The sequence below is a fragment of the Bacillus sp. JJ634 genome, assembly GCF_036962285.1.
Taxonomy (GTDB): domain Bacteria; phylum Bacillota; class Bacilli; order Bacillales; family DSM-1321; genus Peribacillus; species Peribacillus asahii_A.
In genome coordinates, this window is sequence record NZ_JBALMU010000052.1 from 1 (window position 1) to 22,318 (window position 22,318).

The following is a 22,318-nucleotide window of genomic DNA, read 5'->3' on the forward strand; positions in this document are numbered from 1 at the left end:
ATATTATATATGGTACATCACTATTCATATAGTGGTGTATTTTTTATTATAAAAGACCTCTAGATGACCTCATTTAATACAACAACTACACTCTATAGAAAATAATTCACAAATACATAATATAATTTTCTGTTCATCTTCTGTTCACATACCCATTATAAACTAAGGATGTCAAAAAGAGATTGGGGGAATTAAGATGAACATTGCTTGGAAAGAAATAAAGAAAAGTAAAATAAGATTTTTGATTTTAGGCTCAATTGTTTTTCTTGTTAGTTTATTAACATTTATAATATCAGGCTTAGCAAATGGATTATCTCAAGACAATGCTGCATTAATTAAAAATCTACCAAACGGACAGTTTTATATGACTAAAGATGCAAACGAAACTTACAACCTGTCAAGAATTCATAGCAGGACCCAAGATGAAATATTAAACAAACAAAGTGATGCTGTAGCTTTTTCAATTCAAATGGGGTTTTTAAATGATTATGAGGAGAAGCAACGAAGCATTGCCTTTGTTACTTCGACCCACTCAGAGTTTTTTCAAAATGTGAATAAAGGAGAAATCATACTAGACCGTTCTATGGAAGATGAGGGTATAAAAATTGGGGAAATTTTAACGAATAATCAATACAATGGCCAATTTATTGTAAAAGGTTTTGTAGACCAAAGTAAATTCAGTCACGCACCAGTCGCCTATATCAGTGTAGAAGACTATAAAGAAATGTACAAGGTCAACGAAATGCAATTACTTTTCATACCGGGAGATGATTCCACACAAGTAGCAGCTGATTTACAATCATTTTCGAAGAATGAGTTCCTTAATACCATTGCGAGTTATAAAGCGGAACAGATGTCCTTGAATATGATTATTTGGTTTTTAGTTGTGATTAGCGGAATGTTATTTGCTATCTTTTTCTATATGATGAACGTTCAAAAAATAGGTTTATACGGAATCCTTAAAGCAATTGGTGTCAAAACGAGTGTCTTGTTTAAAATGATGTGGACCCAAATGGTTTTTATAACCATCATTGCACTTTGTATATCCATTGTGATTAGTCAAGTTTTTAATTTGATGGCACCTAAAGGAATGCCTTTTCATTTAACCCCTGAAGCTACCATTCAATTGTCAATCATCTTCTTAATAATCGGATTTATTGGAGCTACTCTTTCAGGTATACAAATAAAAAAAGTCGAACCATTACAAGCCATTCAACAAGGAGAGAGTTAATATGTCTATACTTACAATAGATGAAGTTAGGAAAACATTTATAAATGGTGAAGTGAAGGAAGAAATCCTAAAAGGAGTTCATCTCTCCCTGAGAGAAGGAGAAATAACCGCATTAATGGGTGCTTCAGGTTCTGGTAAAAGCACACTCTTAACTATAGCGGCTGGACTTCAACCTGCATCAGATGGGCAAATCATATTTGAAGGGGAGAATTTGACTACTTTGAATTCAGAGCGAGTTCGGAAAATACGCGCGAGTAAATTTGGTTTCGTCTTTCAATTTGCACATCTCGTTCCTTTTCTGACAGTTGAAGAGCAACTGATGCTCATGCTGGATGTGTCTGAATCGCAACTTAAGAAACAGGAACAAAAAAAAGAAGTGAACAAACTACTGAAATTAGTGGAAATGGACCACCGGAGAAATGCCTATCCATCTTCTTTATCAGGTGGCGAAAAGCAGCGTGTTGCCATTGCTCGTGCCATGGTCCATAAACCAAAAGTTCTTTTTGCGGATGAACCAACTGCAAGTTTAGATTCAAAAAGGTCTAAAGATATTATGATATTAATTCGAAATCTATCTAAAACCCTAAACTTAGCGACTTTAATGGTCACACATGACGAAGAAATGCTTTCTTATGCAGACCATATTATTAAAATGAGTGATGGACGGATTTTGCGAAGTATAAAATAAATTCATTCAATGATGATAGTAAAAGTATGGTATCTATTTATTAAGTGTATATGTATTTTAGTCCTAGGAAACTGAAATTTTACCACTTAGATTTTCTTGCTTTTCAATCGTTAATGATTATAATGCAAGTAATTAAACATAGTCATTTTGAATGATATAGGAGCAAACATTTATGACAAGTATTCTAATTGTTGATGACGATATCAATATTTTAAAACTTGTAGATATTCACTTATCTGAACAGGGGTATAAAGTATTCCAAGCCAAAAACGGTATTGAAGCTTTGGAAATTCTTCAAAAGGAAATGTGTCATTTAGCTGTAGTCGATATAATGATGCCTTTTATGGACGGCTATGAACTCACGAAAGAGATTAGAGATAAGTATGATCTTCCTGTCATCCTTTTAACTGCTAAAAATCAAATTGAAGATAAGGAGCAAGGATTTCATGCGGGAACGGACGACTATCTAGTCAAGCCATTTGAACCGAAGGAATTAAGTTTCCGAATAAAAGCTTTGTTACGGCGATATGACAATCATTTAGACGAAAATATTATACGAATCGGAAGTACAACAATTAATAAAAAAAGTTATGAGGTTCAAAATGGAGATCGAACCATGCTTTTACCTTTAAAAGAGTTTGAACTTTTGCATTTTCTCATGTCAAATCCAATGCAAGTGTTTTCCAGAAATCATCTCATTGAACAGATTTGGGGGTTAGATCATCAAGGGGATGAACGAACAGTAGATGTTCATATTAAAAGATTGCGAGAACGTTTTTCAAAATTGACAGAGGATTTTCAAATTAAAACAGTGCGTGGAGTCGGATATTCATTGGAGGCAAAACGAGGATGAGATCTCTTTATGTAAAATTTGTTGTGATTACCATTGGAATCATGATCATAAGTAGTGTGACTGCCTTTTTACTTTCTAATGCTTATTACCAACAAAAATTAAAGCCCTATAATGATCAAAAAAATACGGTAATCGCTCAATCTATCGCTTCGTTTGTGAACGATTATTCAGGTGTAGACCTCCAAGCCTATTTAGAACATATTTCTACCATTGGATATCAGATTTATTTGGTTGATCCTGCTGGTAATGAATCTTATTTTGGTGCATCTTTTAGGGATAAAACTCTTTCTGTTTCAACTAAAGAGTATGTGTTAAATGGGAATACTTATCACGGAATTCTTGATTTTCCAAATCGAACATTTGTAACTGGCTTTTTTGCAAATGAACTACAAAATACAATCGGTGTTCCGTTGGAATATAAAGAAAAAAACTATGCACTATTTATTAGACCAGATATCAAACTTCTCTTTAATGAAATGCACTATTTATTTGGTTCGATCCTTATACTATCTATCGCCTTGAGTATTGTTATGGTAGTGTTTAGTACTAAGTATTTAGTAAAACCGATATCAAACCTAACGAAAGCGACCAAATCACTTGCAAATGGTCAGTTTAATGTAGACCTCTCAGTTACTCGTCATGATGAGTTAGGAGAACTGACTCATAGTTTTTTAAGAATGTCGAAAAAATTAGAACAAATAGATGACGTGAGGAAAGAATTCATCTCAAATATATCTCATGATATACAGTCACCACTTTCGAATATTAAAGGATATACGAACTTACTAGAAAATGAATCAATAAGCCAAGAAGAAAGAGGCCAATACATTTCAATCATTAACGGTGAAATTAGAAGACTTTCTACTTTAACAAAACAATTATTGCTGCTCGCCTCGTTAGATCGAAATGAGGATATTATGAAGAAGGAATCCTTCAACGTGGGTCAGCACATGAAGGAATTAGTTCATCATTACCAATGGTTAGTAGGTGAAAAAGGTATCATGCTTAGCTACTCCTTACCAGATATTAAGATTACTGGGGATTCATCCTTACTTAATACAGTTTGGGATAACCTTTTATCAAATGCCATTAAATATAATAAACCGAACGGTAGTATAGATATATCAATAGAAGATAAAGGAGAATTTGTCTCCGTAACTTTTGAGGATACAGGAATAGGGATGAAAGATACGGAACTAAAAAGGATATTTGATCGCTTTTATCGAGCAGATATAGCACGTACAAGAACTGTTGAGGGGTCAGGCTTGGGTTTATCGATTGTTGCTACAATTGTCAAACTGCATGGGGGGCATATTATTGTGAATAGTGAAGAAGCAGTAGGGTCTACTTTTATTGTAGAAATACCAGTTTAGGTAGGCGTAGAAGAGATTGCGAGGGATTCTACTTAAACTATATGGTGCGTTTTGGTGAAGAACACACGATAATTTTTGTTGTGGTAGTAAATGAGGTCATATGTAGTACAAAAAGGGATAGATAAGGCAGAATATTATCTGCTTTATCTATCCTTATCTTTTATTACATGTAGTGTGCAACATCATATACAAATCTTTTAATACCATGTTGCCATATGCTTGTGTTATTACTTTCCTTGCTGTTTTCCAACCAGTCCAAATAAAATAATGGCGTCAATAGAATCATAAGCTTCGGAAATGGTAGTGCTGTTATCGAGAAAAAAGCGACGTTCCAGTGTTAAATTTATCGCATTCATAATAGGTTTCATAATGAGCGGACCATTTGATGCTGGGGCTGTTCCAAAAGTCATGAAAGTGGCTTTCAGGGCAGCCCTCCCGTTTAATTGAACAATCATTCTCCTCAGATCATTACTTTTCTACCATCCTCAAAAAGTGCGTTTAAGGACAAAATTCAAGAAATCTAGCGAGGGAATGTCCTTCATCAGAACCATGAAGGACAAAATCCAGGAATCCAGCCAGGAAAATGTCCTTCATCAGAGTCATGAAGGACAAAACTCAGAAATCCAGCCGGGGAAATGTCCTTCATCAGAGCCATGAAGGACAAAACTCAGAAATCCAGCCAGGAAAATGTCCTTCATCAAAGTCATGAAGGACAAAATCCAGCAAAGGAATGGAGCTGTCCGTTGGATTTTCGTTGATCCTTTTTATTCTGCGAACTTTTTAGACAGCCTCATGGTTATGTGTAGTTCACTATATTTTTACAGATTTATCAATGCTGCGGAATAAGATTTCCGGAAGCCTAATCAAATGTAGTGAAATAAACATAAGGTATAATGAGGTGATTTCAAATGGTAAAAGTGTATCTTGATCCAGGCCATGGCGGTTCAGATCCAGGAGCAGTAGGAAATGGATTGCTAGAGAAAAACTTGACGTTAGATATTGCTAAAAGAGTTTGCGATGGGTTATTGAATAGATATGAAAATGTTTCCGTTAGGATGAGCAGAACGACAGACAAGGCAGTTTCTTTAGGAGCACGGGCTGATGACGCTAATCGTTGGGGAGCTGATCTATTCATCTCAATTCATATTAATTCCGGTGGCGGAACGGGATTTGAGGATTATATCCATCCAAATGCCAGCAAAAAAACAGTCAGTTATCGAGACGCTTTTCATAAGGAATTTATAAAGCATGTGAGTTTACGAAATCGAGGTCGGAAAACGGCTAACTTTCAGGTGCTGCGAGACACAGCGATGCCAGCTATTTTGACGGAGAATGGTTTTATTGACCGTGCCAATGATGCGAACAAGTTAAAGAAGTCCAGCTTTCTGGATGACCTTGCTCTTGGTCATATTGAAGGAATTGCAAAAAGCTTGAATCTTCGACCGAAAGAGAATCAAAACAATGATGAAGAAGGCAATGAGAAAGATGATTCGACGTTTCTCATCCGTGTCATCACACCGGATCTGTACTATTATAATAAGCCTGATTGGGATGCAAAAGTGGGCAAGGTACAGAAAGGGGAGGTTTTTACCGTCGTTGACACATTAACCGTTAATGGGTCTAAGATGTACAAGCTAAAGAGTGGAAATTATATAACAGCTTACCCAGGATATGTAGAAATCATCTAAGCGTATGATGTTCTATCAGAGTTTGTAGTTGAATAGTTGATAAATAGCTAAATTCGTAGATCAACTTGATAGATAGTTGGTGCAAAGTGCAGATGACGGATTGGTTCATGATAAAATGAAAAAACATCAGGCATTCACTGATGTTTTTTTATTTTTAACTGGGCTGTAACAATAACAGCACTAAAAAGTAGAGGCGATGATTCATCCTTCTTTACTGTGTTATAATGACTGTTATTACCTTTTTTAAAAGGAGTGTTCCCATGCAATTAACGATTCGAGCTACGGGCGAAAATGTGAAAGTTATTTCATATTTATTAGCAAAAAACCCGAACAATGTATATGAACGGAATCATAAAGGGCATTTAGTAAGACTTTTTTATAGTGAATGTAGTGAAACAGAGTTAGATGTAACCATTTTTGTCACACCTGATTCATTGGAGTTGAAGCAGAATAGCTCTTATACATATGATATTACACATTATATTAACGATCGGGAGTTTGCGGTAAGTAGTATTTTTTGTTCTTTTATTCGACCAGCTCTTGGGACAGCACTAAATGGTCAGCCGAAAGAAGAATATAAGGAGTGGGTCAATCATTGCTTTCCTTTTGAATTCCAATTTGGACCTGTTTCCTCAACCCTTTCTGATGAAGAGATTAGAGCTCTTTTTGAACCGTTAGGGTATGAGACAGCTATTTCTCGTGCTGAAACGAATTACTCTTTTCATTTGAAGCAAAAAAGTACAGCGAGATTCATTTCGTTAAAAGGCTCAACGACCTTACAACAGGGACTTCGTCAGCTTTTTGTATTAATTCCTGTTTTAGATAATTATAAACATTACTATATTGATGAAAAAGAAATCGAGAAGATTGAACGATATGGTGAAGGATGGTTGGAAAATCATCCGTTGAAATCATTTATTTTACGCCAAGCTTTACGTTTTAAAGAAGTCTATAGCATCGTTCAGAAGACAGAAGAGTCTGAAGAAAGTAAAGAGAAAACGGTGAAAATACGTCTTAATGATTTACGTTACGAAAAAATTATAGAAATGGTCAAAGGAATCGAACCAAGAAGAAGGATTGTGGACTTTGGTTCTGGAGAGGGAAAGTTATCACTAAGATTAGGATTTGTGGATGGAGTGCAGGAAGTACTAGCTGTTGAACCTTCAGAAGCAGCTGCACTTCAGGCTATAGAGCGGTTTGAAAAAGTTCGTCATCAAGAAGGATTTGTGATGCCGACGCCATTATGGGGTTCCCTTTTTTATTATGATGAACGATTGAAGAACAAAGATATTATGATTTTATGTGAAGTGATTGAACATATTGATGCGTATCGATTGCCGAAGATGATGGATACAATTTTGAATGAATATCAACCAAATGTGTTAATGATTACGACACCAAATCAAGAGTATAATGCGGTTTATAATCTAGGAAAACAGATTCGCCATCATGATCATCGATTTGAATGGACGAGAGCAGAATTTCAAACATGGTGTGTGGATAGAAATAATGGCAACTATGAGCTAGCGTTTATTGGAATTGGCGAAGCGCATGAACAGTATGGCTGTCCAACCCAAATGTGTGTGTTTTCAAGGAAGGAGGTTGAATGATGCAAATTACACTGCCGCATGCAGGAATTGTATTACTTGTCGGACCGTCTAATAGTGGGAAATCTACGCTATTAAAAAGAATGATTGATAACGATTGTATTCTTGCTTCCGAAGTAGTTAGTTCAGATGATTTTCGAGTGTTAGTCAGTGATACCGAGTTTATCGATTATCAAAACAGACCGAAGGACGAGGCAGACGGCCTATTCGATCAATATCAACGTATTTCAAAAGAGGCCTTTTCAATGTTAGATTCGGTCGTTTCAGCACGGAGTCGGTTGAATAAACTGACGTTTGTCGATGCGACTCATCTTTATCCGGATGATCGAAAAAGATATATCGCGATTGCGCGAAAATATCATGTACCGCTTATTGCGCTTGTGTTAGATATTCCTCAAGATGTTCTTTTGGCACGAGATACACAAAGGGAAAATCCACGAGGGAAAAGAAGGATTAAACAGCAAGACCAAGTATTTAAGCGAGAAAAACGTTTTTTGAAAAAAGAAGGTTATACGGCAATTTACTATATTAATGAGACAAATGATATAACTTTTATGAGACGGAAAAATCCAATTGAACAAGAAATCAGGCATGGTTTAGATATTATTGGAGATATTCATGGCTGTTATGATGAAATGATTGCACTGTTAGAAAGGCTAGGTTATCAAGAAAATGAGGACGGATTATATATACATCCAGAAGGAAGAAAATTTCTTTCCATTGGGGATGTGATGAGTCGTGGTCCACAATCTTTGCATACGGTGCAATTTTTCTTACATCATGTTCAACATCAACTCGCCTATATGATTGATAGTAATCATGGCTGGAAAATCGCTCGTTGGCTAGATGGAAAAAAGGTGACGTTACAACATGGCGATGAAAAGGTAGCTCAAGAGTTTGAAGAGTATGAAGCAGAATATGGAGCAGAGCAGGCAGAAGTACTGAAACAGAATTTGAAAGAATTTTTGCTGAAGGCTCCTTCACACTATGTGTTTACCAAAAATGGTGTCCCAACATTAGTTTGTACTCATGCTGGGATTAAAGATGAATATATCGGGAAGCAATCTCGTGATATTAGTGATTTTTGTCGTTATGGAGATACAGATGGATTGGATGAAAAGGGGAAACCCAAGAGGAAGGATTGGTTTGTCCACCATCAAACAAGTACACTCATTGTTTGGGGACATGATCCAAAAGCGCAGCCACTGCTTATTAATAATACTATTAATATTGACCAAGGTGTTGTTTTTGGAGGAAAGCTAACCGCATTTCGTTATCCAGAAAAGGGATTTGTATCGGTTAAAGCTGCTAAAGATTATGCGCAGTCTCCAGATAATCCGCTCGTAGAATGGGAAGCAAGCCGATTGAACCCACCGAACATTGGTAAATTTGTTAATGGATATTCAGTATTAACGGAACAATTAGGAGAAGTACGCATTCAGCAAGGAATTGTCAAACCGGCGATTGACGCAATTTCACATGATACGATTCCGATTGAGCAATTAATCTATATTCCTCCAACAATGAGTCCGACTCCAAGTGCATCTGTTTTAGATGATTTTCTAGAGCATCCAAAAGAAGCGATTGACTATTATCGAAATCAAGGAATAACAACAATGGTTGCTGAGAAAAAGCATATGGGAAGTCGAGCTGTTCTCTTTTTATTCAAAAATGAAGCAGCAGCGGAAAAACATACGGGATTTCAAACATTGGGGACTATCTATACAAGAAGAGGCAGACGTTTCTTTGATGCTGCCACGGAGAGTCAGATTGTTCGAAGGTTGAATCAAGATTTACAGTCTTATTTCGATAAATATAATACGGAATTTGTTCTATTAGATGCAGAAATTATGCCATGGAATTTAAAAGCGCGTGAACTGATCAACAATCAATATGCTCATGTTGCCGAAATTGCTGTATTGGACCGAGCAACATTGAAGGAGAAGTTAGAAGCTGTTGCTGAAACAAATGAAGAGCTAAAGGCATGGCTTCAAGAGTATGAAGTAAAACTAGACCATGCAAAAACGTTTAAAGAAGTGTTTCAGAAATATTGTTGGGATGTTGACGGGGTAAGTAAGATTCAAATTGCTCCATTTCATGTGTTAGCTCATAGCAGTCAGACCTTCTTCAATCAACCGCATACTTGGCATATGGAAGTGAATCGAGAATTGGCTGAGCTTTCTACTATATTCGTTGAAACGGAATATAAAGTTATTAGAGATGAAGCAAGTGAAGCGGAAATCATTCAATGGTGGGAAGAGATGACAAGTAATGGACATGAGGGGATTGTAATTAAACCGGAATTCTTTATTACCGAGAATCGGGGGCAATTGCTTCAACCAGCGATTAAAGTAAGAGGTCGAAAATACTTGAACATTATTTATGGTATGGACTATTTATTTCCTAACAATCTTGAACGATTGAAGAGAAGAAATACAGGAAAAAAACAGAAATTAGCATTAAAAGAGTTTGCACTAGGTGTGGAAGGGATACAAAGATTTGTTAATGGGGAATCACTTGAACGGGTACATGAATGTGTGCTTGCAACATTAGCAATGGAGTCGGACCCTGTTGACCCAAGGTTATAAAAAGAAGCACTGAACCTCGATTCAGTGCTTCTTTAGTAAGCAGATCAAAGACAAGCTTTTTAAATTATAAGGCATTTACATGCTTTATCCTATTTGCAATACGACGACCTTTTCCGTAAGGAATACATAGGGGAGTGCCAAAGAGAGGATCTTGTGCAATTTGGCATTCCATGTCAAAGACGTTTTTGACAAGATCAGGGCTGATAATCTGTTCTGGTTTTCCTTGGGCAAAGACGGTTTGATTACGAATAGCTACGATATGATGAGCGTAGCGACAAGCGAGATTTAAATCGTGTAAGACCATGATGATGGTTCGCTGCTCTTTTTCATTAAGTTCAAATAGTAAGTCTAGAATTTCAATTTGATGTGTTAAATCGAGATAAGTCGTCGGTTCATCTAATAGAATGACTTCTGTATCTTGTGCTAATGTCATTGCAATCCATGCTCGTTGTCTTTGGCCACCAGAAAGTTCATCTACTTGTTTGTCCTTAAACTCACTCATACCTGTAGCTTGTAACGCGTTCATTACTTTTTCTTCATCTTCTTCGGACCATTGCTTCAGCCAATTCTGATATGGATAACGTCCTTGTTTGACAAGCTGCAAAACGGTTAATCCTTCAGGAGCTGTTGGAGACTGGGGTAAAATGGATAATTTCTTTGCTACTTCTTTTGTCGGCAGTTTTGCAATGGCTGCACCTTCTAGAAGAACGGCACCGTTAGTTGGTTTTAATAAGCGAGCCATAGAACGCAATAAAGTCGATTTACCACAACCATTTCCACCAATAAAAACAGTGATTTCCCCTTTTGGGATGCTTAAATCTAATTCGTGAATAATGGTAGACCCACCGTAACCTAATGTTAAGGCTTGTGTACGAATGGCTTCTTTCATTGTAAAAACTCCTTTATCTTTTTTTGGTTCTAAACAGTAAATAAATAAAATACGGTGCACCAATTGCCGCTGTAAAAACGCCTGCTGGTACTTCAATCGGTGAAAATAATGTTCTTCCGAGAAGGTCAGCTAACATGACGAGCAATCCTCCAATTAAGGCTGAAGTCGGTAAAAGGACTCCAAAAGAAGAACCAACTAAACGCCGTGCGATATGAGGGGCCATTAACCCGATAAAGCCAATTCCACCAGCGAAAGCAACAGCGCCAGCTACTAAACAAGTACTAATGAGTAATAATAGCAGTCTGTTTTTTTGTACAGCGTTGCCGACACCTGCAGCTAATTCCTCCCCTAACTCTTGGATATTTACATCACGGGAATATATAAAAGCAATGAGTAAGAAGATAGCTGTCCAAGGGAGAATCATCCATACTTGTTCCCATGTAGCTTTACTTACACTTCCAGTCGTCCAAATGCTTGCTTCACTAGCACGGTAAATAGGTCCAAGTATCATAAGTAAAGTCGTCATTGCTTGCATAAGAGCTGAAATACCGATACCAATTAACACAAGCCGTATCGGAGTTACTCCGTTGCGCCAAGCTAGCGAATAAACGGTAAATCCCACTAGTATCGCTCCTAAGAAGGCAGCAAGTGGCAGCCATTGAATACTAACTGTTAAAGAATGGTTTTTGTCGCTAAAGATCGATAAAAATCCAACTACGGCTGCACCGGCACCTGCTGTAATTCCAATAATGTCAGGTGATGCCAATGGGTTTTTAATCATTCCTTGAAGTATTCCGCCTGCGACTGCTAATGCCATTCCGGCAACTAAGGCAATGATGATGCGCGGTAAGCGAAAGTTTAAGACTACTAATCTTTCCATATCTGTTCCGCCGCCAGTAAACACGTGAAGGATGGTTAATGGACTAATGGCCATCCCGCCGAGTCCGGCACTAATAATGAATATTAATGCAGTCAGAGTAAATAAAATACCTATTTTTTTAACTGCCTTTTTATCGAATAAAAAGGAGATTTTTCCGTTGAAAGCTCGAAATCCTCGATAGTTACTCATTAGTTTCTGAACCCCTTTCTTGCGATGTAAATAAAGAATGGAGTCCCGATAAAGGCTGTTATAACACCTACTGGTACTTCTCTTGGCATAATGATATATCGTGCTCCGATATCAGCTACCAATAGAAGAATACCTCCAAGTAGTCCAGCAAAAGGAATCAACCACCGATGATCCGTTCCGATAAGTTTTCTTGCGACATGTGGGATGACAATACCGATAAAGCCGATTGGTCCTGCTACTGCAACGGAGCCCCCTGCTAGTAAAATAACAATTACAACGACTACGATTTTGACAATGCCTAATTTAAGACCTAATCCTTTTGCTACATCATCGCCCATCGCTAATACATTCATCTTTGGTGCAATGAGGACAGCTGCTATCCAGCCAATCAATAAATAGGGGAGAACAGCAATTAATAATTCTAGCTTTCTTCCTTGGACAGAACCAGCTAACCAAAACAGCACTTGCTCTAATTCTGCTTCATTGGCTGTAAGGATACCTTGTGTAAAAGAAGCAAATAAAGCGGCCATGGCTGCACCTGCGAGAGTGATTTTCAGCGGTGTTAGTCCATCATGTCCAGCAGAGCTAATTACATAAACAGCAATGGCTGCAAATCCCGCTCCAAGAAAAGAAATCCAAGTAAATGTTTGCAAGCTTGCTGTATGCATAAAGGTAATTGCTAATACAACCGCAAATCCCGCTCCAGCATTAATACCTAAAATATCGGGTGAAGCTAATGGATTTTTCGTTAACGTTTGCATCAATACCCCTGTAATAGCAAGTGAAGCGCCTACTGCAGCAGCAATTAAAGCTCTTGGTAAGCGAACATTTTGAATAATAAGATGTTCGTTTGAATTATTAAATTGTGTAAATGCTTCATATGCAGTATGAACGGACGTATTTGTATAACCAAAAACAATGCTCATACCGATACAGACCAGCAATAGTAGAAGTGCAACAATCATACCAAATAGTTTTGTAGAATTTTTAATTAGTATCATAGTTTTACCATTCTTTTCATTTTTTATGTTAAATAATATTATTCATTAAATGATTTTTGGACAAAATGAGCTGGAAATCAACGATGTCGTCTAACAAAGTTGTTTGTTTAAAATTGAAATATTCAAATTGTTATTGACAGTAGTTGGTCCTTGTTTTAGTATTAGTGAAGAACAGAGGTGATAACGATTATCAATGTCATCAACGTTAATATTTTACCATATACATAGGAGGAAGAAAAGGGATGAATAAAAGAATTCAGCGATTATTATCTATGTTTGCTATACTAGCTGTTTTCGTTTTAGCCGCGTGTGGTAACACAAAGGATGAAGGAACAGAGCAAGCGGATAATAAAGAGAAGAAAGAAACAAGCTATACAGTTGAACATGCAATGGGGACAACAGAAATTAAAGGAAATCCAGAGCGTATCGTTGTGTTAACAAATGAAGGAACGGAAGCTCTTTTAGCTTTAGGAATCAAACCTGTCGGTGCTGTACAATCATGGTTAGGTAATCCTTGGTATGATCATATTAAAGATGATATGAAAGATGTTGAAGTAGTCGGTTTAGAAAGTGAAGTAAATTTAGAGAAAATTGCCGCTTTAAAACCTGATTTAATTATTGGAAATAAGCTTCGTCAAGAAGCCGTATATGATAAATTAAGTCAAATTGCTCCTACTATTTTTTCTGAAACATTAAGAGGAGATTGGAAAGAAAACTTCTCATTATATGCGAAAGCTGTGAATCAAGAGGAAAAAGGAAAAGAAGTTTTACAGCAATATGATGATAAAGTAGCTGCTCTTAAAGAAAAACTAGGTGATAAAACGAATCAAGAAGTATCTGTTGTTCGTTTCATGGCTGGAGTGACTCGTATTTACTACACAGACTCATTTTCAGGTGTGATTTTTAATGAGTTAGGATTTAAACGTACAGAGCAGCAAACAGAGATGTTTAAGGCTGATAGTAAATTAGGTAATTTAGCTATTGAAGTAGGGAAAGAAATGATTCCTAAAATGGATGGAGACGTTCTATTTTACTTCACATATGCACCAGAAGGCGATCCAAATGCTGTAGCGACAGAAGAAGAATGGACAAATGATCCGCTTTGGAAGAAATTATCTGTTGTTCAAGATGGAAAAACGTATAAAGTAGATGATGCTGTTTGGAATACAGCTGGTGGTGTATTAGCAGCAAATATTATGTTAGATGATATTGAGAAAATTTTCTCAGAAAAATAATTTTAATAGAAGTCAGGCACATTCCGAAACTTTGGGATGTGCCTGTTTTTTTTCTATCATGCAGGAACAATCAAACGGATATATAGATTGGTTATTTTTTCATTATACTAAAAATTCTTAATATTATATTTACATTATAGTTAGAATGCTATTTAATAGATATATGATTTTCAATTATTATTAAAATAGGGGGAAGGAAATGAGACAGACAGTTAAAAAATCTCTAGTATTAATTTCTGTACTTATGCTTGTCTTGTTAGCCGCTTGTGGTGGAAGTGGTTCACAATCAGATAAGGAAGGAAATGAAGGCGGAACTATCAATGCGAAAATTGGAGTTATTTCCTATTTAACGGGTCCAGGAGCTGCATATGGGGAAGCGATTACAAATGGATTTAAATTAGCTCAAAAAGAAATCAACAAAGAAGGAAAAGTGAAAATTGATCTTGTTATTGAAGACTCGGTTGGAAAACAAGAACAAGCTTTATCCGCTGCTCAAAAGCTAATGAGTGATGATGAAATCGTTGCACTATTAGGACCAACATTAAGTACAGAAATGAATGTTGTTGGACCTGAGGCAGATCTAAATGGTATTCCAATTATGGGAACATCGACTACAGCGGTAGGTATTCCGCAAATTGGAGAATATGTATTTAGAAACTCTATTCCGGAATCACTAGCTATTCCTGCTGCTATGAAAAAAGCAGTGGAAAAATATGATGTGAAAAAGGTTGCTCTTTTATATGGGAATGACGATGTATTAACAAAATCAGGTTATGACACAATGAAAGAAGAAGTAGAGAAAATGGGTCTTGAAGTTGTAACGACTCAAACATTCCAAAAAGGGCAATCAGACTATAATGCTCAATTAACGAAAATAAAATCTCTTAAACCTGATTTAATTTTAGCTTCTGCTTTATATAATGAAGGTGCCGTTATTATGGACCAAGCTAGAAAGATGGGAATCACAATCCCGTTTGTTGGCGGAAATGGGTTTAACTCTCCAGAAGTTATTAATATCGCTGGAAAAGCTGCTGATGGATTAATCGTTGCTACGCCTTGGTTTGCTGAAAAAGAAGATCCAAAAGTACAAGGATTTATTAAAGCTTATGAAGCTGAATATGGCAAGAAACCAGATCAATTTGCAGCTCAAGCATACGATGCCCTTTACATTTATGCGGAAGCTTTGAAAAATGCTGGAGAAGCTGATCGTGATGCATTCCGTGACGCTCTTGCAGAAATTAAAGGTTTTGAAGGAATTCTAGGATCATTCTCTTTTGATAAAGACGGTGACGTTGAAATGGAACCGACGGTTATTACTATAAAAGACGGGAAATTCCAATTGTTTGAATAAATAAAGCTTGTTATTTGAAAATCCATATCGGTATAAGTTTTAAAACGTGCTATACCTTAGGGAACATACTAGGGTATAGCCTTTCTGTTGATTGTAGTCAAAAAAATTTGAAGAAAGGGATGAGATGACTTGCTTTTAGAACAGTTAATTAACGGAATCACACTTGGGAGCATTTATGCAATCGTTGCCCTTGGATTCACCCTTGTATTTGGGGTTTTAGGTATCATTAATATGGCACATGGAGAAATCTTCATGTTTGGTGCATTTATTGGGGTTATTGTAACAAGTACATTAAAATGGCCGCTCTGGGCAGCCTTTCTTGTCGCAATTGGTGCGACAGCCATTTTAGGGTATTTACTAGAGCGATTTGCTCTTCGTCCACTTCGAGGAAAGCAAGGCGTTTCCCACCTTGCCCCATTAATTAGTACGATTGGTGTATCTATTTTTCTTGAGAATGTTTCCCATCATTTATTTGGTGCTGGTAACCAACCGTTCCGTAACTCTTTTGCAGAAATTAACTTTCAAATTGGTTCAATAACGGTTTATCTTGTACAGATTGTCATTTTTGCTATTTCGATTGTATTAATGATGGGTCTATCTTATTGGTTGTTAAGAACAAAGGCAGGTAAAGCTCTTAGAGCAACAGCTGAAAATTTAGAAACAGCTAGTATACTAGGGGTAGATACAAAAAGAATTATCATTTTAACCGTCATCATTGCCTCTGCACTGGGCGGAATTGCTGGTATTTTAGTAGGAATGGCTTTTAACTCTGTGAACCCGCAAATGGGATTATCAATGGGTTTAAAAGGGTTAGCGATTATTATTTTAGGTGGAATGGGTAATGTGAAAGGCGCTATGGCAGGTGGATTAATTCTTGGATTAGCTGAGACGCTCGTTGTTGCGTATGGGGATTCAGGCTATCGTGATGCAATAGCATTTATTACTATTATTGTCATTCTATTATTACGACCACAGGGAATTTTTGGTAAAAAATCAGCGGCGGAAGGAAGGTAATTGTATGCTAGCTGAGCTTCTTAATCCATATTACTTACAAATAGGTTCATTTATTTTAATCAATATTATTTTAGCGATTAGCATATATGTCACGCTGTCTTCTGGACAATTATCCCTTGGAAGTGCTGGCTTTATGGGAATTGGAGCTTACACATCAGCTCTAGTAACAATCAATTTCGATCTTCCGATTATAGTAGGAGTTATTGTAGCTTCCTTAGTAGCGGGTATTTGTGGAATCATTGTTGGTCTTCCTTCATTACGATTAAGTGGCGTATATTTGGCGATTGCCACTCTAGGTTTTGGAGAAGTTATGCGTGTATTTTTTGTGAACTGGGAATCTGTTACAAAAGGTTCTGTTGGCCTTTCTGGAATTCCCCATATTGGAAGGGAACTGCTAAATCTATTCAGAGATGCTGGATTAGATCCAAGTAGTATTGGCTTGAGAAATAATCAATTTGTTTATTTACTCGTCTTAATTCTACTATTATTAATCACTATTTTTATTATTTGGTTTTTTGTTAGACAGAATAATTCACGTGTTGGTCGTGCTTTCGCCGCTATTAAAATGGATGAAAAAGCTGCAGAAGCCATGGGAATTAATATTACGTATTATAAAGTGCTATCCTTTACACAAGGAGCTGTTGTAGCTGGTTTTGCAGGATCGTTATTTGCCCATGTATTAGCTTATATTAGCCCGGCTGACTTTGCTTATCATCGTGCAGTTGAAATACTGATTTTTGCTGTTTTTGGTGGCAGTGAAGTAATTTTAGGAGCAATTTTTGGTGCAACGTTTATGACGCTGTTGCCGGAGGCACTTCGTGTGATTAGCGAATATCGTTATATGATTTATGGTTTAATCTTAATCTTCATGATGGCATTCCGCCCTCAAGGGATTATTACTGAAAACATGGTTCAGTGGTTGAAAAAGAAATTTTCATCGAAAAGGGGGAAGAGTCATGGTTCTAGAAATTAAAAATATCACTAAAAACTTTGGCGGAATCTCTGCTTTAACCGATGTGTCATTTCAGCTAAAAGAAGGAGAAATACATGGTTTAATAGGTCCCAATGGAGCAGGGAAAACGACGATGTTTAACCTTATTACTAATATGTTCCCGCCAACTACGGGAGAAATTATCTTTTCAAATGAAACAATAACAGGGATTAAACCACATAAGATCACGGATAAAGGTATTTGCCGTACTTTTCAAAACATTCGTCTATTTTCTCAAATGACAACGTTGGAAAATGTAATGGTTGGTGCACATTCTCGTAGTAAAGCTGGTGTGTTTAGCGGTGTGTTTCGTCCTAAATCGCAACGTACAGAAGAAAGGAAAATACGAGAAAAAGCAATAGAGCTTTTGAATTTAGTGGGATTATCAGAGTTCCATGACGTTGTATCAGAAAACTTATCCTATGGTCAGCAAAGACGATTAGAAATTGCTAGAGCATTAGCGAGTGATCCGAAGCTATTATTACTAGATGAACCTGCAGCTGGTATGAATGAAACGGAAACAGCAAGCTTATTCGATTTAATTAAACAGGTTCAAGTAAGAGGAATTTCGGTTTTAATTATTGAACACGATATGCCTCTAGTTATGAAGCTATGTGATCATATTACTGTGTTGAACTTCGGTAAGAAACTAGCAGAGGGAACACCTGAGGAAATTCAAAATAACCCTGCCGTGATTGAAGCCTACCTTGGATCCGAGGAGGATGATGAAATTGCTTAAAGTAACGAAAATTGAAACCTTTTATGATAAAATTCAGGCGTTAAAAGAGGTTAGTCTTGAAGTGGAGCAAGGTCAAATTGTCACGATTTTAGGGGCAAATGGGGCCGGTAAAACGACGACTATGAAAACGATTGCTGGTTTATTAAAACCTAAAAAAGGGAAAGTAGAGTTTTTAGGTGAAGATATCACAGGACTAAGACCCGATCAGCTTTTGAAAAAAGGCATTGCTCTTGTTCCAGAAGGTAGAGCTATACTATCTTCTATGACCGTGTATGAAAATTTAGAAATGGGCGCTTATCAACGTAATGATAAGGAAGTCGAGCAAGATATTGAAAATGTAATGAGCCGCTTTCCAATTTTGAAAGAAAGAAAGACCCAGCTAGCTGGAACCCTTTCAGGTGGCCAGCAGCAAATGCTTGCTATTGCTCGGGCCCTTCTTTCAAAACCAAAATTATTATTATTAGACGAGCCTTCAATGGGACTGGCACCTTTAATCGTGGCTGATATTTTCAAAATTATTACAGAAATTAAAGATGGAGGAACAACGGTTCTTCTTGTTGAACAAAATGCAAAACAAGCACTGAGGATTGCCGATTATGGCTACGTTTTGGAAACGGGTAAAGTTATTATTAGTGGAAATGCTAAAGACTTACTAGAAGATTCTAGAGTGGTTGAAGCGTATCTTGGGAAAAAATCGAGTTAAGAATGAATAATACCATCCAGGGAGCTTAAAAGCTCCCTTTTAGTTTGAATATACAGATGTCTACCACATCGATTTATTTAAAATCTGATGTGGCTGGAGAGAACTTTACAAAAGGTATGCTCTAAATAATAGGTTTAAAGAACTAGTTATCTCTCTGTGGTTGAAAAACTAGTCTTTCTTCCTGGTATTATTATAGGTAGATTGATATAATTTACGATGGTAAAGGATAAGCATCGTAGGAGGGTATCATGAGAATTAAGACCAGGCTTATAAGTGTGATTGTTTTATTAGTTTTGTCTTTACTGGCTGTTGGAGTTATAGCTATTACGTCTTTACATAAAAATGTAGACGAAAACGAACATATGGATCGTCTTTCGGAAATGCAATATATATCGAAGCAAATTGAGTTTCGGATGGCGGGACAGTCCAATGATGAGAGAGCTTTACTGCTTACAAAAGATGAAACGTATGCTCAACAAATGCAGGAAAAATCAGACGAGATTTTTCTTCATTTAGAACGATTAAGTCAACTCGCTCCAGCGTCTGATCAAACATTAGTTGCTGAAATTACGCAAAATTATGAAAAATACTGGGCAGTTAGTCAACAGGTCATAGAAACAATAAAAGATAATTCTGAAAAGGCGAATACACTTCATTTTGAAGAAGGTCGTCAATTGCGTAAAGAAATTTTAGATCCATCTTTTGAGCGTTATATTGAAAAGTTGGATACAGAGATAGTTGAAGCAAGAAAGCAGTTAAAATCGGACTCTAGTCTTAGACAGACATTATTAGTCGTGATTGCAGGGATAGCGACTATAGTAGGAATAGTATTCGGAATTCATTTAATTAAAGCTATTTTGGTTCCATTACATAGGCTGAAAGAGCAAATGAATGATATTTCTGAAGGAGAAGGAGATTTAACGAAGACCATTGAGGTGAAGAATCAGGATGAATTTGGTGAAGTGGCACAATCATTTAATACATTTGTTGTTTCATTAAGAGAGATGATTTCTCGTATTAGTGTTTCATCCGAACAAGCAGCTTCTTCATCCGAACAGTTTTTAGCTAGTGCGGAGCAGACAACGGCATCAGCTGATCAAATTGCAGACTCTCTTCAACAAATTTCAATGAATATGAATCATCAGAACAAAATTTTAGATGAGAGCTCGTTAGCCGTAAAGGAATCGTTAGATGGAATATTAAACATCGCTACGAGTGCAGCAAATGTTTCGAGTGCTGCTGAAGTCGTTAGCATGAAAGCGGATAGTGGCGAGAAAAGTGTAGAAAAGATTGTAGATTCTATGGAGTTTATTCATAAGTCAGTCGATGAAGCTGATCAAAGTGTCCGTTCTTTAGCGGAGGATGTGTTAAAAATTAATTACATTACAGAGATCATTAATGATATTGCGAATCAAACGAATTTATTAGCATTGAATGCAGCGATTGAAGCGGCAAGAGCCGGAGAGCATGGAAAAGGTTTTTCCGTTGTAGCGGAGGAAGTGCGAAAATTAGCAGATCAATCGAGTCAATCGGCTAATCAAATTCGGGAGCTGATTGATCATATACAAGTGGAGACGAAAAATACTGTGAATACAATTGTTGTTGTGAAAGATAATGTAAATACGGGAAATGACTTGACGAAAGAAACAGCGTTACAATTTAAGGAAATATTAGACTCGATTTTTAATGTATCGACGCAAATTCAAGAAATTGCAGCAACGACGGAACATCTCGGTACAAGTTTTGAATCTGTTTCTCAAAAAGTAGAAGACGTTTTATCACTATCTGAGATTATTTCAGGAAGTACGAATGAAATTACAGCGACAACAGAAGAACAATTAGCGACAATGCAAGAAATCCAAGCAGCAGCTCAGTCTTTAACGGTTATATCAGAATCTCTTTATGAGCTAGTTCATCGATTTAAGATGTAATCATGAAAGTGTCAGCTGTGAAACTAAATTTGTAGATTATCCAATATAGGATTAAGATATGGATAAGAACATATTCAGAGATTCACAAAGGAGGGACTCATTATGACCAATCATGTTGACGAACAAGAAGTCATCAATAAGATGCAAAGGTCGGAGAAACACTATTCAGATGATAAGTTTTGGGATAAATTAAAGAAGTTTGGCAAAAAAGCCGGGGCGTCTGTTGTTTATGCTGTCTTACTTTTGTATTACACGTTACAAAAGCCTGAAGTTCCAAAAAAAGCAAAAGCGGTCATTATTGGGGCATTAGGATATTTTATTCTTCCGGTAGACTTACTTCCAGATATGATGTTAGGAATCGGATTTACAGATGATTTAGGTGCATTAGGTGTGGCGCTATTTCAAGTAGCGATGTATATCGATGATGAGATTAAAGATAAGGCGAAAACAAAGCTTACAGACTGGTTTGGTCAAGACGTAGATACCGCTGATATTGATGAGAAAATAGGAAGATAAAGAGTACCAGATAAGTTCCAAATGATTTGGAGCTTATCTGGTACTTTTGTTTGTTCAAAAATTCACCGCATAAAATTTGTTTTCTTGCAAATACTATAATGACTATTAATGATAGGGGGAAAAAAGAGAATGGATGCCAATCGTGTAAAGCAAATACTCTCTTCTTCAGCAGATATTGAAGTTCAATATAATGGAGTATCTGTGTGGATTGATAAATTGCATGAAGATGGAAAGACAGCTACTGTTGAATTAAGAGGGCCTTCAGAAGAAAGATCCGAAGTAGATATTTCTGAGCTTCAGGAATTTTAATACCAAAACAACCACTCTAAATTTAGAGTGGTTGTTTTGGTTTATGAGTCTTAGTATATTTTTTTACCATACAACATTTAATCCTTCAATTAATCTCTTTAATTTGTTTTAATCCTTCGTTAAGAATTAATTTTTGACAATTAGTGAAAGATTGAAAGAGTTTCTACAAAGAGCAAGATTTATATTTTAATTTATGTGATATTAATCGAATGATTTTCAGTTATCTTTATTGCGTGTCATAATTTTTTTCGAAAATTTATCCAAAAACTTTTCAACAAAGTTCGTCAATTATCGTCAATTTTCTATTTTGCCTCTATCTTTTCTAAGAGTTCTTCATATTTTTCTATCACTTCAGGTGTTTGGTTAATGACTGCAAAACTTTCTGTCATGCATTGTCCACAATTGCCCAGACAGTAATCTTCTTCAATCGTTATTTTTGGGTTTTTTTCCGCCATTTCCTTGATTTCATAAGACCCATTGATATAATTTGATGTGCAAAATTTTACTATACATGCCATAATTTTTTCCTCCCTTTTAGCTGA

Annotated in this window: 20 protein-coding genes and 2 pseudogenes; 17 read left to right on the forward strand and 5 right to left on the reverse strand. The window is 36.5% G+C overall.

Features of this window, described 5'->3' with window-relative positions:
• Window positions 1–196: 196 nt before the first annotated feature.
• The 4 genes from V7068_RS09590 to V7068_RS09605 all read left to right on the forward strand — a co-directional run bounded on the left by V7068_RS09590 (window position 197) and on the right by V7068_RS09605 (window position 4,145).
• Window positions 197–1,231 carry an FtsX-like permease family protein gene (locus V7068_RS09590; protein ID WP_499712524.1) on the forward strand — a complete coding sequence of 345 codons (1,035 nt, stop codon included), beginning with the start codon at window positions 197–199 and terminating at the stop codon, window positions 1,229–1,231.
• Window position 1,232: 1 nt separating this feature from the next.
• Window positions 1,233–1,919 carry an ABC transporter ATP-binding protein gene (locus V7068_RS09595; RefSeq protein ID WP_499712525.1) on the forward strand — a complete coding sequence of 229 codons (687 nt, stop codon included), beginning with the start codon at window positions 1,233–1,235 and terminating at the stop codon, window positions 1,917–1,919.
• 172 nt (window positions 1,920–2,091) lie between these two features.
• On the forward strand, window positions 2,092–2,772 hold the full coding sequence (locus tag V7068_RS09600; RefSeq protein WP_499712526.1) for a response regulator transcription factor: 681 nt from the start codon (window positions 2,092–2,094) through the stop codon (window positions 2,770–2,772).
• A complete protein-coding gene (locus V7068_RS09605) occupies window positions 2,769–4,145 on the forward strand; it encodes a sensor histidine kinase (RefSeq protein ID WP_499712527.1) in 1,377 nt (458 codons plus the stop codon). Before V7068_RS09600 ends, V7068_RS09605 begins: the two co-directional genes overlap by 4 nt.
• Before the next feature lie 227 nt (window positions 4,146–4,372).
• On the opposite strand, the gene V7068_RS09610 is transcribed toward V7068_RS09605, so the two are convergent.
• Window positions 4,373–4,600 carry a hypothetical protein gene (locus V7068_RS09610; RefSeq protein WP_499712528.1) on the reverse strand — a complete coding sequence of 76 codons (228 nt, stop codon included), beginning with the start codon at window positions 4,598–4,600 and terminating at the stop codon, window positions 4,373–4,375.
• A 453-nt stretch (window positions 4,601–5,053) separates the two neighbouring features.
• Between V7068_RS09610 and V7068_RS09615 the strand changes: the two genes are divergently transcribed.
• The 3 genes from V7068_RS09615 (at window position 5,054) to V7068_RS09625 (ending at window position 10,028) form a co-directional block, all read left to right on the forward strand.
• The gene (locus V7068_RS09615; RefSeq protein ID WP_499712529.1) at window positions 5,054–5,833 is read left to right on the forward strand and encodes an N-acetylmuramoyl-L-alanine amidase; all 780 of its coding nucleotides are present in this window, start codon (window positions 5,054–5,056) and stop codon (window positions 5,831–5,833) included.
• A 260-nt stretch (window positions 5,834–6,093) separates the two neighbouring features.
• Complete coding sequence (locus tag V7068_RS09620) at window positions 6,094–7,443, forward strand: 3' terminal RNA ribose 2'-O-methyltransferase Hen1 (RefSeq protein ID WP_499712530.1); 1,350 nt, start codon at window positions 6,094–6,096, stop codon at window positions 7,441–7,443.
• A complete protein-coding gene (locus V7068_RS09625; RefSeq protein WP_499712543.1) occupies window positions 7,443–10,028 on the forward strand; it encodes a polynucleotide kinase-phosphatase in 2,586 nt (861 codons plus the stop codon). Before V7068_RS09620 ends, V7068_RS09625 begins: the two co-directional genes overlap by 1 nt.
• A gap of 64 nt (window positions 10,029–10,092) precedes the next feature.
• On the opposite strand, the gene V7068_RS09630 is transcribed toward V7068_RS09625, so the two are convergent.
• Genes V7068_RS09630 through V7068_RS09640 form a run of 3 tightly spaced genes read right to left on the reverse strand, consistent with a single transcriptional unit; the run spans window position 10,093 to window position 12,987 of the window.
• Window positions 10,093–10,917: an ABC transporter ATP-binding protein gene (locus V7068_RS09630; protein WP_375350974.1), complete on the reverse strand. Its 825-nt coding sequence runs from the start codon at window positions 10,915–10,917 to the stop codon at window positions 10,093–10,095.
• A 13-nt stretch (window positions 10,918–10,930) separates the two neighbouring features.
• A complete protein-coding gene (locus tag V7068_RS09635; protein WP_499712531.1) occupies window positions 10,931–11,986 on the reverse strand; it encodes a FecCD family ABC transporter permease in 1,056 nt (351 codons plus the stop codon).
• Complete coding sequence (locus tag V7068_RS09640; protein ID WP_499712532.1) at window positions 11,986–12,987, reverse strand: FecCD family ABC transporter permease; 1,002 nt, start codon at window positions 12,985–12,987, stop codon at window positions 11,986–11,988. Before V7068_RS09640 ends, V7068_RS09635 begins: the two co-directional genes overlap by 1 nt.
• A 242-nt stretch (window positions 12,988–13,229) precedes the next feature.
• Between V7068_RS09640 and V7068_RS09645 the strand changes: the two genes are divergently transcribed.
• The 10 genes and pseudogenes from V7068_RS09645 to V7068_RS09690 all read left to right on the forward strand — a co-directional run bounded on the left by V7068_RS09645 (window position 13,230) and on the right by V7068_RS09690 (window position 21,776).
• On the forward strand, window positions 13,230–14,222 hold the full coding sequence (locus V7068_RS09645; RefSeq protein ID WP_499712533.1) for an ABC transporter substrate-binding protein: 993 nt from the start codon (window positions 13,230–13,232) through the stop codon (window positions 14,220–14,222).
• A 199-nt stretch (window positions 14,223–14,421) separates the two neighbouring features.
• Window positions 14,422–15,573, forward strand: coding sequence for an ABC transporter substrate-binding protein (locus V7068_RS09650; protein WP_252291485.1), 1,152 nt, complete (start codon window positions 14,422–14,424; stop codon window positions 15,571–15,573).
• A 129-nt stretch (window positions 15,574–15,702) separates the two neighbouring features.
• Window positions 15,703–16,587, forward strand: a complete 885-nt coding sequence (locus V7068_RS09655) for a branched-chain amino acid ABC transporter permease (RefSeq protein WP_252291483.1) — start codon at window positions 15,703–15,705, stop codon at window positions 16,585–16,587.
• Between the two features lie 4 nt (window positions 16,588–16,591).
• A complete protein-coding gene (locus V7068_RS09660) occupies window positions 16,592–17,560 on the forward strand; it encodes a branched-chain amino acid ABC transporter permease (RefSeq protein ID WP_252291481.1) in 969 nt (322 codons plus the stop codon).
• Window positions 17,544–18,317, forward strand: a complete 774-nt coding sequence (locus V7068_RS09665; RefSeq protein WP_499712534.1) for an ABC transporter ATP-binding protein — start codon at window positions 17,544–17,546, stop codon at window positions 18,315–18,317. Before V7068_RS09660 ends, V7068_RS09665 begins: the two co-directional genes overlap by 17 nt.
• Entirely contained in the window at window positions 18,310–19,020 is a 711-nt protein-coding gene (locus V7068_RS09670; protein WP_499712535.1) for an ABC transporter ATP-binding protein, read from the forward strand. Before V7068_RS09665 ends, V7068_RS09670 begins: the two co-directional genes overlap by 8 nt.
• A 248-nt stretch (window positions 19,021–19,268) precedes the next feature.
• Window positions 19,269–20,012 (forward strand): annotated as a pseudogene (locus tag V7068_RS09675) (HAMP domain-containing protein); the annotation flags it as partial.
• 300 nt (window positions 20,013–20,312) lie between these two features.
• Window positions 20,313–20,951: pseudogene (locus tag V7068_RS09680) on the forward strand (methyl-accepting chemotaxis protein); the annotation flags it as partial.
• A gap of 102 nt (window positions 20,952–21,053) precedes the next feature.
• Window positions 21,054–21,467: a YkvA family protein gene (locus V7068_RS09685; protein ID WP_499712536.1), complete on the forward strand. Its 414-nt coding sequence runs from the start codon at window positions 21,054–21,056 to the stop codon at window positions 21,465–21,467.
• Window positions 21,468–21,596: 129 nt separating this feature from the next.
• Entirely contained in the window at window positions 21,597–21,776 is a 180-nt protein-coding gene (locus V7068_RS09690) for an H-type small acid-soluble spore protein (RefSeq protein ID WP_127761837.1), read from the forward strand.
• 302 nt (window positions 21,777–22,078) lie between these two features.
• Here V7068_RS09690 and V7068_RS09695 read toward each other — a convergent pair whose 3' ends face one another.
• Window positions 22,079–22,294 (reverse strand): DUF1450 domain-containing protein, encoded by a 216-nt coding sequence (locus V7068_RS09695; RefSeq protein WP_403034771.1) that lies wholly within the window; start codon window positions 22,292–22,294, stop codon window positions 22,079–22,081.
• Between the last annotated feature and the right edge of the window lie 24 nt (window positions 22,295–22,318).

What these genes read in the sequence shown, in the direction of transcription:
- V7068_RS09660 (WP_252291481.1), top strand. Translation starts at nt 16,592, where the DNA reads ATGCTAGCTGAGCTTCTTAATCCATATTACTTACAAATAGGTTCATTT.
- V7068_RS09595 (WP_499712525.1), top strand. Translation starts at nt 1,233, where the DNA reads ATGTCTATACTTACAATAGATGAAGTTAGGAAAACATTTATAAATGGT.
- V7068_RS09690 (WP_127761837.1), top strand. Translation starts at nt 21,597, where the DNA reads ATGGATGCCAATCGTGTAAAGCAAATACTCTCTTCTTCAGCAGATATT.
- V7068_RS09615 (WP_499712529.1), top strand. Translation starts at nt 5,054, where the DNA reads ATGGTAAAAGTGTATCTTGATCCAGGCCATGGCGGTTCAGATCCAGGA.
- V7068_RS09640 (WP_499712532.1), bottom strand. Translation starts at nt 12,987, where the DNA reads ATGATACTAATTAAAAATTCTACAAAACTATTTGGTATGATTGTTGCA.
- V7068_RS09685 (WP_499712536.1), top strand. Translation starts at nt 21,054, where the DNA reads ATGACCAATCATGTTGACGAACAAGAAGTCATCAATAAGATGCAAAGG.
- V7068_RS09600 (WP_499712526.1), top strand. Translation starts at nt 2,092, where the DNA reads ATGACAAGTATTCTAATTGTTGATGACGATATCAATATTTTAAAACTT.
- V7068_RS09620 (WP_499712530.1), top strand. Translation starts at nt 6,094, where the DNA reads ATGCAATTAACGATTCGAGCTACGGGCGAAAATGTGAAAGTTATTTCA.
- V7068_RS09695 (WP_403034771.1), bottom strand. Translation starts at nt 22,294, where the DNA reads ATGGCATGTATAGTAAAATTTTGCACATCAAATTATATCAATGGGTCT.
- V7068_RS09625 (WP_499712543.1), top strand. Translation starts at nt 7,443, where the DNA reads ATGCAAATTACACTGCCGCATGCAGGAATTGTATTACTTGTCGGACCG.
- V7068_RS09645 (WP_499712533.1), top strand. Translation starts at nt 13,230, where the DNA reads ATGAATAAAAGAATTCAGCGATTATTATCTATGTTTGCTATACTAGCT.
- V7068_RS09590 (WP_499712524.1), top strand. Translation starts at nt 197, where the DNA reads ATGAACATTGCTTGGAAAGAAATAAAGAAAAGTAAAATAAGATTTTTG.
- V7068_RS09635 (WP_499712531.1), bottom strand. Translation starts at nt 11,986, where the DNA reads ATGAGTAACTATCGAGGATTTCGAGCTTTCAACGGAAAAATCTCCTTT.
- V7068_RS09605 (WP_499712527.1), top strand. Translation starts at nt 2,769, where the DNA reads ATGAGATCTCTTTATGTAAAATTTGTTGTGATTACCATTGGAATCATG.
- V7068_RS09650 (WP_252291485.1), top strand. Translation starts at nt 14,422, where the DNA reads ATGAGACAGACAGTTAAAAAATCTCTAGTATTAATTTCTGTACTTATG.
- V7068_RS09630 (WP_375350974.1), bottom strand. Translation starts at nt 10,917, where the DNA reads ATGAAAGAAGCCATTCGTACACAAGCCTTAACATTAGGTTACGGTGGG.
- V7068_RS09665 (WP_499712534.1), top strand. Translation starts at nt 17,544, where the DNA reads ATGGTTCTAGAAATTAAAAATATCACTAAAAACTTTGGCGGAATCTCT.
- V7068_RS09610 (WP_499712528.1), bottom strand. Translation starts at nt 4,600, where the DNA reads ATGATTGTTCAATTAAACGGGAGGGCTGCCCTGAAAGCCACTTTCATG.